Source organism: Pseudoalteromonas sp. P1-13-1a (assembly GCF_001401875.1).
GTDB lineage: Bacteria > Pseudomonadota > Gammaproteobacteria > Enterobacterales > Alteromonadaceae > Pseudoalteromonas.
On the sequence record NZ_LKDV01000013.1, the window covers coordinates 60,655 to 73,678 of the forward strand.

12 protein-coding genes are annotated in these 13,024 nt (G+C 40.1%); 7 read left to right on the forward strand and 5 right to left on the reverse strand.

The genetic code is table 11. The features are described 5' to 3' along the window. Positions 1-103: 103 nt before the first annotated feature. Both AN391_RS10125 and AN391_RS10130 read right to left on the reverse strand, forming a co-directional pair. Positions 104-1,480: an NAD-dependent succinate-semialdehyde dehydrogenase gene (locus AN391_RS10125; protein WP_055015302.1), complete on the reverse strand. Its 1,377-nt coding sequence runs from the start codon at positions 1,478-1,480 to the stop codon at positions 104-106. 182 nt (positions 1,481-1,662) lie between these two features. Beyond that, complete coding sequence (locus AN391_RS10130) at positions 1,663-2,181, reverse strand: NUDIX hydrolase (protein ID WP_055015303.1); 519 nt, start codon at positions 2,179-2,181, stop codon at positions 1,663-1,665. 237 nt (positions 2,182-2,418) lie between these two features. On the opposite strand from AN391_RS10130, the gene AN391_RS10135 reads away from it, so the two are divergent. From AN391_RS10135 to AN391_RS10160, 6 genes are all read left to right on the forward strand, one after another. Continuing rightward, the gene (locus tag AN391_RS10135) at positions 2,419-3,759 is read left to right on the forward strand and encodes a sigma-54 dependent transcriptional regulator (RefSeq protein WP_055015304.1); all 1,341 of its coding nucleotides are present in this window, start codon (positions 2,419-2,421) and stop codon (positions 3,757-3,759) included. 213 nt (positions 3,760-3,972) lie between these two features. Then, positions 3,973-4,188, forward strand: coding sequence for a histidine kinase (locus tag AN391_RS10140; RefSeq protein WP_055015305.1), 216 nt, complete (start codon positions 3,973-3,975; stop codon positions 4,186-4,188). Positions 4,189-4,215: 27 nt separating this feature from the next. Continuing rightward, positions 4,216-5,700: an ATP-binding protein gene (locus AN391_RS10145; protein ID WP_055015306.1), complete on the forward strand. Its 1,485-nt coding sequence runs from the start codon at positions 4,216-4,218 to the stop codon at positions 5,698-5,700. Further along, positions 5,701-6,162 carry a response regulator gene (locus AN391_RS10150; protein ID WP_055015307.1) on the forward strand — a complete coding sequence of 154 codons (462 nt, stop codon included), beginning with the start codon at positions 5,701-5,703 and terminating at the stop codon, positions 6,160-6,162. A 102-nt stretch (positions 6,163-6,264) separates the two neighbouring features. Further along, a complete protein-coding gene (locus AN391_RS10155) occupies positions 6,265-8,235 on the forward strand; it encodes a hybrid sensor histidine kinase/response regulator (protein ID WP_055015308.1) in 1,971 nt (656 codons plus the stop codon). Between the two features lie 15 nt (positions 8,236-8,250). Then, positions 8,251-8,871 carry a fumarylacetoacetate hydrolase family protein gene (locus AN391_RS10160; RefSeq protein ID WP_055015309.1) on the forward strand — a complete coding sequence of 207 codons (621 nt, stop codon included), beginning with the start codon at positions 8,251-8,253 and terminating at the stop codon, positions 8,869-8,871. Here the strand turns inward: AN391_RS10160 and AN391_RS10165 are convergent. The 3 genes from AN391_RS10165 to AN391_RS10175 all read right to left on the reverse strand — a co-directional run bounded on the left by AN391_RS10165 (position 8,822) and on the right by AN391_RS10175 (position 11,395). Next, positions 8,822-9,745 (reverse strand): hypothetical protein, encoded by a 924-nt coding sequence (locus AN391_RS10165; RefSeq protein WP_055015310.1) that lies wholly within the window; start codon positions 9,743-9,745, stop codon positions 8,822-8,824. The two genes, AN391_RS10160 and AN391_RS10165, sit on opposite strands and share 50 nt — an antisense overlap. A gap of 108 nt (positions 9,746-9,853) precedes the next feature. Then, positions 9,854-10,906, reverse strand: coding sequence for an aldo/keto reductase (locus AN391_RS10170; protein ID WP_055015311.1), 1,053 nt, complete (start codon positions 10,904-10,906; stop codon positions 9,854-9,856). 66 nt (positions 10,907-10,972) lie between these two features. Continuing rightward, positions 10,973-11,395, reverse strand: a complete 423-nt coding sequence (locus tag AN391_RS10175; protein WP_055015312.1) for a thioesterase family protein — start codon at positions 11,393-11,395, stop codon at positions 10,973-10,975. Between the two features lie 469 nt (positions 11,396-11,864). On the opposite strand from AN391_RS10175, the gene dinB reads away from it, so the two are divergent. Beyond that, a complete protein-coding gene (gene dinB, locus AN391_RS10180) occupies positions 11,865-12,917 on the forward strand; it encodes a DNA polymerase IV (protein WP_055015313.1) in 1,053 nt (350 codons plus the stop codon). The last annotated feature ends 107 nt before the right edge of the window (positions 12,918-13,024 follow it).

The following is a 13,024-nucleotide window of genomic DNA, read 5'->3' on the forward strand; positions in this document are numbered from 1 at the left end:
ATAAAAAAAGCCTAAAAGTGATTGCTCACCTTTAGGCTTAATAATATTTTTAAAACGCGTATAAATACTCTTTTAATACGCGTATTTTACGTATGTAGCTAAATTAGCTATTGATCATAATACATTTGATATTCACAAATTCGCGCATGCCAAAGCCGCCGTGCTCTCGGCCGTAGCCACTTTCTTTAACACCACCAAACGGTAGGTTGGGTTGTGCTAGGCCGTAACCGTTAATGTTGATCATACCGGTATCAAAGTACTTTTTAGCTAGTTCAATGGCTTTTTTCTCGTCTTTTGAGAAAATACCACCGCCTAAACCATAGCGAGAGTCGTTGGCTATGCGCATTGCATCGTCGTTGTCTTTTGCTTTAATGAGCGAGGCTACAGGGCCAAATAATTCGTCGTCGTATGCTGGCATGCCCGGCGATAAATTATCAAGAATAGTCGGTGGGTAGTAGTAACCTGTTTGCGAAGGTACCTCGCCACCTGTAACTACATTTGCACCGGCTTTAACAGATTGCATTACTTGGTCGTGAATTTTATCGCGTAAATCTTCACGAGCCATTGGGCCTAGGTCTGTATCTTCAGCCATCGGGTCGCCCATTTTTAATGCTTCAAATTGCGCTTTAATTTTTTCTTTAAAGTCATCATATAATGACTCTACAACCACAAAGCGTTTTGCCGATACGCAAGTTTCGCCGTTGTTGATCATGCGCCCTGTAACACAGGTTTCAACAGCAAGGTCTAAATCGGCATCATCAAGAACTAAGTAGGCATCGTTGCTGCCAAGCTCAAGCACTGTTTTTTTAACGTGCTTGCCGGCTTCTTCGGCTACTTTTTTACCCGTGCCATCACTGCCTGTAAAGGTTACGCCGCTGATCGCTTTGTGCGAAATAAGCGCGCTGGCAGTTTTGCCATCAATCAGTAAGTTGCTAAAGCAATAGTCAGGGAAGCCCGCTTGCTTAAATAAGCTATCGATTTTTTCTGCCATGCCAAATACATTGCCCGCATGTTTAAGTACGGTCGTGTTACCGGCCATAATGTTAGCGGCACTGTAACGGATTACTTGATAAAGCGGGAAGTTCCAAGGCTGAATACCTAATAATACGCCCGTTGGTTGGTAGCTAATAATAGCGCGGCCGCCGTCCATATCGCGCTCTTCATCGCCAAGTACTTGTGGGCCGTTTTCGGCTGTGTAACGACAAATACCAGCGCACAGTTCAATTTCTTGAAAGCCTTGCTCGTACACTTTACCCATTTCTTCGGTCATTAATTTAGCAATAGATTCTTTTTGCTCTTCAAATAAAGAGGCTAATTTATTTAAACATTTAGCACGTTCGGTAAATGAAGTTTGACGCCATTTTAAATATGTTTCGTGAGATTTTTCGACTACCTGTTCAGCTTCTTCTTGAGAAAGCAGTGTGTAGGTATCAATGGTTTGCTCAGTTGCGGGATTAATCGTTTTAACTGTGTTACTCATTTTTATCTCCTTACAAATTAGTTATCGGTAATGGTGCAAACACAAAGCCAGTTTGTTTTATAAAGCAAAATTTATCTTAAGTGTTTGAATAGTAATAGCTTTAAGTTTTATGATGTGGCGTAAATTAAAACTAAGTGATGAGCAAGCAGTAAAAAATACTGCTTTATGCAATTTTTACAGCCTTAGTTAAACAGCTGCTGTGCTATTTGTTTGAGTAGGTACGTTTCACGAATGATAGACAACCCTTGTTTGTCGCTAAGGCTGATTGTGCGCTCGTTGTGTGCAATGGCGTCGTGAATATTAACCCATTTAGGCGTCATACCATTTTGTTGCTCGTAATGTTCAAGCTGTGCTTTACCAAGTGCTTTGTCTGCATCGCATAGATAGCAATACGACTGAATATGTATAATATCAAAGTCGTCTTTATACCAAGGGCGGTATTCTTCGTATAACCCAAACGGTTTAATAATTTGTATATTTTGCGCGCCAGTTTCCTCGCTAAGCTCCCTTATTAACCCTTGCTCTAGGGTTTCACCTTCATCCACACCGCCGCCGGGTAAGCTGTAGTCTTCGTAGCGCCGGGTATACATTAATAAAATATGTGCATCTTTAATCACAATAGCGCGGCCTGTACGGCGAGTAAATTGAGTGCCTTGGTTTAAATTTATACCAGGATGAACCATGGTTTTTAATAATTGCATTTTGTCTCCTTTTTATGACGTTAAAATTGTATCAGCTGGTATAATGGGTGAGTAATGAAAATAATTATAATTTCTAAAAAAATTATGATCGATATGGCTTAAGTGTACGTACATACTTGGTTATTAAAATTAAACGTTAAAGACTCAATAGTTTAATCATTTTTTAGAGATTCTTGTCGCCCCTTTTATTTGCATAATAGGGCGCGTAGAATAACAAGAAAAGCATAGGGATTTATCATGTTAAACATACTTTTAGTCGACGATGACGTTGAATTTAGTGACGTTGTTTGCCACATTGTCGAATTCCTCGGACACAACATTTGTACTGCAACCAGCTTAAAAGAAGCGCATCAATGGTTTGAAAATAATACCTTTGATCATGTGTTGCTCGATTTTATGCTGCCAGATGGCAGTGGCCTTCATTTGCTTGATCATTTAAAAATGATTGGACAGTCTCCTAAAGTAACGCTTATTTCTGGCCACCCTTCAGTAAAAGGGATTTTGGCAGATATGTGCGAGCAAGATGTTGGGCATTTATTAAAGCCACTACAACGCGAAGACCTAGAGCTGGTATTAAACGGCCCTAAAAAAACAGTTAAAAAGACAAAAGCTCCAGCTATTACACGCCACTTTAATACTCTAATTGGTGAATCAGCGCCAATGCAAAAGCTTTACACCATGATTGAGCGTGTAGCTAAAACCAATGCTAATGTAATGCTAATGGGTGAAAGTGGTGCTGGTAAAGAGGTGGTTGCGCAGGCTATTCATAATGCTAGCCAATGCGAGGGTCCTTTAGTGGCAAGCAACTGTGGTGCTTTATCTAAAGAGCTAATCGGTAGTGAACTATTCGGCCATGAAAAAGGGGCGTTTACTGGTGCAATTGCCCGTAAAGAAGGGGTATTTGAGCAAGCTGATGGCGGCACATTATTTTTAGATGAAGTCACTGAAATGCCTATTGATATGCAGCCAAACTTACTGCGTGTGCTTGAAACTAAAAAGGTAACACGCGTAGGTGGCAATCGTGAATTGCCTATAAACTGCCGCGTTATTTCTGCTACTAACCGTTCACTGACTGATCTGGCACAAAATAATGTTATTCGTGAAGATATTTATTTTAGACTTGCGGTTTTCCCTATAGATATACCCGCACTGCGTGAACGAAAAGAAGATATACCATTGCTTGCTAAAGCTTTTTTAGAACAGCTTAACGATGAAAATGGCACTGCGTTTTATTGGCATAATGAGCAACTCAAAGAGCTTCAGCAATACGAGTGGCCGGGTAATGTACGTGAACTGCGCCATGCTATTCATCGTGCCTTTATTATGAGCGATCCGCAGACAAGTGAAATTACCTTACCAGATAGCTTAGAGTCGCCGTTTTCGCGGGTAAATACGCAAGCAGCAGACAACCATGTTTCGGCTGGGCAAACAATCGAAGAAGTTGAAAAAGAGCTAATTCACGCCACGCTAGATAAAGTGCAAGGGAATAAAACACTCGCTGCGCAAATGCTAGGGATCAGCACAAAAACGTTGTATAACCGATTAAACGCATACGGTGGAATTGGAGAATATAAATAACCTGAACTGTAAATAATAAACCTATCTCTAGCAGCTATTTTCAACGTTAACTACGTTGAAATTTTTTGCAATAGGCCAGCTATTGACGCGTAAATTTGCCTTGTTTTCATTGAAAATCTCTGGCTAGAGAAAGTAAATTTGGTGATTACTGTAATTTAATATTTTAGTAAGTTTGTTAACCAGAGTTCAGGTTAAAAAAGTATAGGAAGTAATATGAGTGAGGAAAAAGAAGTAAATACGCTAAATAAACTGGTACACGATGCAAGAGCGCCGCTAAATAGAATTTCTATGAATGCAGAGCTTATTAAGCTGGTGTTAGAAAACGATATGCCAAAAGACAAAGCGTTAGCAGCACTCGATAAAATAATTTCAAACTGTCAGCAATGTAGCGAAAGCTTACAAAACATTACTGATTTTAATAATAAGTAGCCATTTAAAATTAGGTATTTACATATAATGAGTAAGCAAAAGCAGCAGGGTAAAACGAATATAACGTGGGCCGCTTTTATCGCGATAGTACTATGCATAGTGGTAGGTAATGCATTTTTAGCATTAAGTACTATTCAAGGATTAACGCAAACACAAAAAAGTTTGGATAATACCAGCTTATTAGCAGATGCTATAGAGCGCCTTCATTTATCAATTGTGCAGGCAGAATCTGGCCAGCGTGGCTACTTACTCACCGAAGAAGATGACTACCTAATGCCTTATTACGATGCGATAGGGCAAATAGAATCGCAAATACAGCATGTAAAGTCTCTACATTCTGAAATTGATGGACAAGCAGAACGAATTGCACAATTGTTAGTGTTAACCGAAGCTAAAATTAACGAGCTTAAAAAAACGGTTAAACTTGCCACTAATGATAAAGAACGCCGTGCATTGTATTTATTAAATACGCACAAAGGGCGAGAACTGTACAAAGATATTCGCGCTAAAGTTAATGATATTCAAGAACGAGAACTGTTGTTTAAGGTAAGTCATTTTTCGAAGTTGGCACAAATAAAAAATGAGGCAAAAATCACCTTTGCTATTACAGCAGTTACCAGTGCGCTTTTAATAATAGGTATGTTTGTATTAACACGGCTAAATTTAAGAAATGAGGCTAAATACCGCGAAGAACTTGAAAGGCAAAACGAAACACTTGCGAGTAAAGTGTCTGAGCGTACCCAAGAGCTTACCTTATATTCAGATGAGCTTAGCCGCTCAAACCGTGAGCTTGAAGAGTTTGCTTTTGTTGCCAGCCATGACTTACAAGAACCACTACGAAAAATTCAAGCATTTAGTGATCGCCTAGAAACCATGTTTAAAGATGAGCTGGGCGAAAAAGGCATCGATTATATAGGCCGTATGAAAAATGCAGCACAACGTATGTCTAATCTTATTAACGACTTGCTAGAGTTTTCGCGGGTAACAACGCGAGGTAAAGACTTTGACGACACTGACTTAAAAGGCGTAGTGAACGATATTTTAAGTGATTTAGAGGTCGCCATAAATGAAAGTAATGCGCAAGTAGAGGTGGGCGAACTGCCAGTTATTCAGGCCGATAAAAGCCAAATGCAGCAGCTATTTTTAAACTTACTATCTAACGCTGTTAAGTTTAGAAAACCAGGTGAAGAGCCACATATAAGCGTAACGTACGAGTATAAAGACGAGTTTAGCGAAGATCATAACGAAAAAGTGGGCTGGCAAATTATCACTATAAAAGATAATGGTATTGGTTTCTCACAAGAGTATGCTGATAAAATATTTGTACCATTTCAGCGCTTGCATGGGCGCTCGGAATATAAAGGCACAGGGATTGGGCTTTCAGTTTGTAGGCGTATAGTTGAGCGGCATGGTGGGATAATTACCGCTCATAGTAAAGACGGTGAAGGGGCAACCTTCATAATAAAATTACCTGTGGAAACAACGCTTTTCACACTTCAAGGAGAGGCTTAGATGCCGTATTCAAAAGTGAAACCTATTACAATATTAATGGCTGATGATGACGAGGACGATCGCCTACTTACGCAAGATGCGCTGGCTGAAAGCCGTGTACTAAACGAGCTGCATTTTGTGGAAGATGGGGTTGAATTATTAGAGTACTTAGAGCGAAAGGGTAAGTTTGAAGATAAAAGCTCATCGCCACGCCCTGGTCTGATTTTGCTTGATTTAAACATGCCGCGCATGGATGGCCGTGAAGCACTTGAGGCTATTAAAGCAAACCCTAACCTTAAAGGTATACCTGTTGTTATTTTAACCACCTCTAAGCAAGAAGAAGATATGGTTAAAGGGTACAATCTAGGCGCAGCTTCATACATAACGAAACCGGTAACGTTTGATGGCTTGGTTGATTTAATGAAAACCCTAGGAAAATACTGGGTTGAATTTGTAGAGCTGCCAACAACGTTTAACGACTAAATAATACCAATCCGCAATAATACTTAATCATACGAATTGGTATAAGTAGCAACAATAAGCCCCTAAATAGGGGCTTATTAAATGCCATTGAAAGGAGATAGCATGTTAGATAAAGTGACTCGCTTACTTTTAGTAGAAGATGATGAAGATGATTACATCCTTACACGCGACTACTTAGACCAGTTAGATTCACATACATTTGACATAGATTGGATAAGCTCTCCTGAGCAGGCAATAAGCATATTAAGTAAAAACGAGCACGATATATGCTTGCTTGACTACCGATTAGGTGCCTCAAATGGGCTAAGTGTATTAAAAAAAGCCATTGCTAATGGGTTTAGCGGGCCAATTATTATGCTTACGGGGCAATCTAATGATGAATTAGACTCCGCAGCGCTGGATGCCGGTGCTGTAGATTACCTTATAAAAACAGAAATGAGCTCGAGCCGTTTTGCCCGTGCTATACGTTATGCGCTGGCACGTAAAGATGTTGAAGGCGAGCGAGTAGAGCGTTTAAAAGCCGAAGCTGAAAACCGCTCAAAAGATAGGTTTTTAGCCCACTTAAGCCACGAATTACGTACCCCGCTTTCATCTATATTAGGTTACACAGAGCTATTGCTGCAAAGTGACTTTAGCAAACAGGCCGAGAACGAATTAGGGGTTATTTACCGAAACGGTAAACACCTACTGAGCTTGTTAAATGACGTGCTCGATTTATCTAAAATTGCTGCTGACAAATTAGAGCTTACATTAAGTGAAGTAAACTTAGATAGCATGCTTGCTGATGTTTACACCTTAATGCGTGTATCTGTGCTTGATAAAGGCTTAAAGCTTCGCTTTGAGTCTCTACAGCCTTTACCGCTTATTGTGAGACTTGATGCCACCCGCGTACGTCAAATACTCATTAACCTAATCAATAATGCGGTTAAGTTTACTGAAAAAGGCGAAATTGTAGTTAGCGCCTGGACCGAGTGGGTTGAAGGGCAAGAGATGCTATTTTTTAGTATTAAAGACTCAGGTATGGGGATTGCCCCTGAAAAACAAGCACTCATTTTTAAACCCTTTGAGCAAATAGCCGATGTTGAATCTCGATCTGTTGGCGGCGCTGGTTTAGGGCTCGCTATTTGTGCTGAGCTATTAACGCGTATGCACGGCAGTATTGATTTAACCTCGAGAATGGGGGAAGGCTCTACTTTTACTATTTCAGTGTACCCAGGCGATATTAGTGAAGTGGAACGCCAAGTATTAAACTTTAGTAGTGGCTCGCAGTTACAGACAAAATCTGCACCGTGTAAAGTAACAGGCCGCGTATTAGTGGTTGATGATTTACGCGATTTACGGATGTTAGTTGGTCATATGATTAGCACGTGTGGTGCGCGTGTAGATTATGCAGAGCATGGCCAACAAGCACTTGAAAAAGTAAGAATCGCACAAGCGTATCGCTCCCCATACGATATCATCTTCATTGATATCCATATGCCTGTAATGGGGGGGAAAGAAGCCACCATAGAGCTTAGAAAAATGGGCTACACAGGCCCAATTATTGCGCTTACAGCCGCAACAATGAAAGGCATACACGAAGAGCTTGCCGCACTCGGCTTTAACGATGTAATACCTAAGCCCGTTGATAGCTCCTCTTTGTATCAGTGTTTACAAGATTTTTTAGTATCTCCAGAGCACGCGCCTCAAGCTAAAAACATACACAGTGATAAAGCGGTAGTAGAGAAAAAACAGCGATTTTTGTTGGTTGAAGACGACCAAGATGCTGCGCAAATTACACAGTTACTGCTAGAGAGTCTAGGGGTAGAAACTGTGATCACCTCAACGTGTGCACAGTGTTTACAAACCCTAAATCATGACCAGCAATTTGATAAGGTATTGCTTGATATGCATTTACCTGACGGCCGTGGTGTAGATTTAGGGAAGCAAATTAATGAACGTTACCCTAACTTAAGCTTAGTGATTGTTAGTGGTGCAGAGCCTGATCCTAAGCAGATTAAAGATTTAAATATTAATCATGTACTTTTAAAACCGATTAATCTGAGCTTATTAGAAACCTTGATCAGCACGTAACTTAGAAGTGATTTTATGCAGTCAATTAAACTAGAAAGTGAGTTATTAACGCCCTCGAAAATAGTGTGTGTTGGGCGTAATTACACCGCACATATTGCCGAACTTAATAATGAGCTACCAGATCAAATGGTATTGTTTAATAAGCCAAATAGTGCCATAACGGATACCTTATTTACTACGCATAATAACGACACGCTGCACTTTGAAACTGAGCTGTGTTTTATTATTAAAAATAATGAGTTAGCGGGCGTCGGTTTAGGGTTAGATTTAACTAAACGTACTGTGCAAAGTAAGCTTAAAAATAAAGGGTTACCGTGGGAGCGCGCGAAGGCATTTGACGGCTCGGTATTACTAACGCCCTTTGTAAGTATTGCGGATGCTGAGCAGGCGTTTACGTTTGAGCTTAAAATTAACGATAAAGTTATTCAGCAAGGTGATACACAATTTATGATACACAAGCCTAAAGATATTTTAAGTGAAATTAATGAGTTTATGCACTTAGAAAATGGCGATGTAATAATGACCGGGACACCTGCAGGCGTTGGGGAAGTGCCTGCAAACAGTGTATTTACAGTTAGCCTATATGCTAATTCGGCGTGTTTGTTATCTCAACGTTGGCAGGTTCAGTCGTGTTAAGTATTTGCTGTTGGTAATACTTAGAAAACTGAGGGAAACTTTGTTCTAACCAAAAACGCTGACTATTTATATAAGCAGGCGAGTGTAATACCTGCTTATGTAGCGCTTTATTGATTTTATCAAGCGCTTTGGTAGCAAAGTTATTTGGCGCTCTTACTGCACATCCTATCGCTCCTAAAACAAATTTTCGGGAGTCTTCTTCTATTGGTACACTGACAATATTTTTAAATCGACTGTGATTTACAAAATAATCTCCCAGAAACGGGTAGTCTATTGTGTAATCTAAAAAGCCGCGGCTTAATCGAGCAATCACTGCTTGGCTTTCATTTTCGCTACTCCAGCTCAGCGATGCTTTACGATACACCGTGGTATTTTCGATTATTTTATTAATTTCTGAAGTAAACTTGCGCGCCGCCGCTTGACCATATACATATTGTTCGTCCGACAATAAATGAATAAGTTTAATAGGGTTCCCGTGTCGAGCTTGTATTTCTGCTGCCAGTTTTTGCGTGGTTAAAACCGAAAAGGGCGGGTATACCGTTGTTGGGGTAGAAAACTGTAGTACATCATTAGCTGTTTTTTTATGAATCACACACGGAAAGCACACATTATCGCCTTCATTTAAGTGCTTATTAATTCGCTCTTGCGGCACAATTAAGCGCGTGTGTTTTACATCATCAATAGTTTGGATGAGTTGCTCTGTGAGATTATCGCAAACCCCACCCTGAGGGGCGTGTGAGTCTTTATCTATATGAAACGGAGGCGTGTAACTTTGTAACCACACAATTTCTTCAATTGGGTGTGTATTGTCAGCGTACCCGTAATGTGAAAAGCCACCCAGTACAACGCAAAATAAAACTATATTTTTAAGCATAACCCACTAAAAATAATCCATTTAAGTTAACTTTAGTATAGTTTTACTTTGCATATGTTCAAATTTAACAACAGAATAGGCAGTAATTAAACCGCCTATTATTTTGCTTTAGTATGGCTGCGGGTAATCTTTAAAAATTGCGCCAATTTCAGCAAGGGTGTCATTGCTTAAAGTTAAGTTAAATGCGTCAATATCTTCTTTTAATTGCGCCATATTAGTCGCACCAATAATTGATGAAGTAACGCCATCGACTTGATTACACCACGCAAGGGCTAATTGTGCCGGTGTTATACCAATTTCATGCGACAAATCCACATAGCGCTGCGTTGCTTTTTGCGCGTTAGGGGTATCCCTGAAAATGCCATTTCGCTGCATAAATGTCCAACGCGAGCCCGCTGGGCGTGCACCGTTTAGGTATTTACCCGTTAGTAGGCCAGCAGCAAGCGGCGACCAAGGTAAATAAGCAATGTCTTCATGAATACATTGCTCAATTAAGTAGGGCCAATCTTTAGCGTGCGCTAGGCTAAATTCGTTCTGAATCGAAACCATTCGCGGTAAGTTATGCGCTTTAGCTAAATTTAAAAACTGGCTAATGCCCCATGGCGTGTCATCTGAAAGACCACAAAATTTTATTTTGCCGGCTTTAACGCACTCATTAAGGCCTTCTAAAATATCTAGCATGCCAGCTTGTTGTTGCTCGGTATTTACGTCACTAAAAGTAAGTTTACCTGGCCACTGCCTGCCAAAATGCGGGGTAGAGCGATTAGGCCAGTGCAATTGATATAAATCTATGTAGTCGGTTTGTAAACGCTTGAGGGAGTTATCTACAGCCTCAATAACCGCGCTGCGTGTTATATCGCCGCCATCACGTACCCACGACAAGCCGTTGCCCGCAATTTTAGTGGCCAATACAATATCACCGCGTTTTTGTTGGTTGCGGTTTAGCCAGTTACCAATAATTTGCTCTGTTTTACCGTAAGTGTCTGGTGAAGGAGGAACGGCATACATTTCGGCGGTATCAATAAAATTAACGCCTTGCGCTAAGGCATAGGCTATTTGCTCATCTGCCTCTTGTTGGGTATTTTGTTTACCCCAAGTCATGCTACCTAGGCATACTCTTGAAACATCAACCCCGCTGCTGCCTAACGGACTGTATTGCATGTAAAATCCTTAAATTGTGTAAGATCTTGAGTGTGGCTTATTAATACCAGCTCGCATACTATTTAATTAAGCGAATTGGTGTAATGCCGATAATAATGGCTCAGTGATCGCCGCCTTTTGCCCCGCTTTAAAGTCAAACATAACTACTTGAGAGTAGCCTGTTGTAGTAACAGCTTGCTGTGCATGACTATATACAGAGTAATTCATCATAAAGCGGTCGCTTTTTATATCCGAAATAGTAATACCTACGGTTAAAGTATCTGGAAAGGTTACAGGGCGCTTGTAGCGAATGTTGTTTTCGCTAATAACGGGACCTACGTCACCTGGTTTTATCGTATCAAACTGGTTTATTTTATTTAAAAAGTCGATGCGCGCAATTTCAAAGTAACGCAAGTACACCACGTTGTTTACATGTTGTAGGGCGTCCATATCGGCCCAAGCGACGGTGATATCGGTATGAATAGGGTGCTGTTCTTTGAACCTTTGCATGTATGTGTACTCTTAGTTTTAAATGAATCAGGTTATCAATATGGTGTTTGTAGCTCAAGACAATAAATACCATGTTTTTTTATAAGATGATTGTATCTATTTATTTTTAGGACTACAGTTAATTAACACAGACCACACACACGAGAACACACATGCAAAATATAATTAATTGGGCTTTAGCCAGTTTAATTTTTATAGCATCTTTTGCTTGCTACGCTATGGGTAATGCTTCAGGCGGTATCATGCTTTTAGCTGCGGGGTTTTTATTGGAATTTGTTTTTTGGCTACATTGCTTTAAAAAAGAAAAGCGCTTTAAGCTGCCGTTTTAAAAGCTGTATAAAGCTTGCTTAATTTAAACGCCAAACTTACTAGCGATTTTACTTTAGCAAGTAAACTGGCTTTATTAACCTTGCTTAATGAAAGTGAATCCTTAATAATGGCTGTATAAATAAACAGTTGTTATGTGGTAATGAAAAAGTTTATTCATATCGACATGGACTGCTTTTATGCAGCGGTTGAAATGCGTGATAACCCCAATCTTGCCAATGTGCCTTTAGCCATTGGTGGTAATAGTCGCCGAGGCGTGCTTTCTACAGCAAACTATAAAGCGCGCGAATATGGTGTACGCTCGGCTATGTCTAACTATCATGCCAAACAATTATGCCCAGATTTAGTTATTGTGCCTGGGCGAATGGCTGTTTATAAAGAAATTTCTAACCAAATACGGGCTATATTTAAACGTTATACTGACCTAATAGAGCCTTTGTCGCTTGATGAAGCCTACCTAGACGTCACCAATAGCTCGGCATTTAAAGGTAGTGCTACGCTTATTGCTCAACAAATTAGAGCCGATATTTTCAACGCTACTGGCCTCACTGCCTCTGCAGGCGTTGCTCCCATTAAGTTTATTGCGAAAATTGCTAGCGATGAAAACAAACCCAATGGCCAGTTCGTTGTATTACCAGATGAAGTTGATTCGTTTTTAAATAATTTGCCGCTGGGTAAAATACCTGGTGTGGGTAAGGTCACCCTTGAAAAGCTTAATTTAAAAGGATTGTATACAGGTAAAGATGTTCGCGAGAAAGGTGTGAATTGGATGCAACAGCATGTGGGGAATTTTGGTGTATCGCTTTATCAAAAATGTGCTGGCGAATACATTGGTAAAGTAACAACCGAGCGAGTACGTAAATCACTCAGTGTTGAGCATACTTATGAATACAACAAAAATAGCTTACAAGAGTGTCTAGATCAGTTGCCTAAATTACTGGAAGAGCTGACAGCGCGTCTTAATAAACAACAGCTACAAAATCGTATAAATAAATTAAGCGTAAAAGTGAAATTTGCAAATTTTGTGGTGACCAGTGCCGATCAAGCTCATCATCAATTAAACACAGCTATTTTTACTGAGCTACTTTCAAAAGCGTATCAACGGGGTATGCAGCAACCGGTGCGTTTACTAGGCATAGGGGTGGGTGTTAAAAATGAACCTAATTTAAATCTACAATTGAGCATTCTAGATTAGAGTGTACTTGAGTGTAACACCAAGTTGCCAGATTAAAATGAGCTCATCGCAGGTGGCTGGTTTTGTGTTTTTATATCAACGATAATAGCCCCTTATGTTTTCTAACA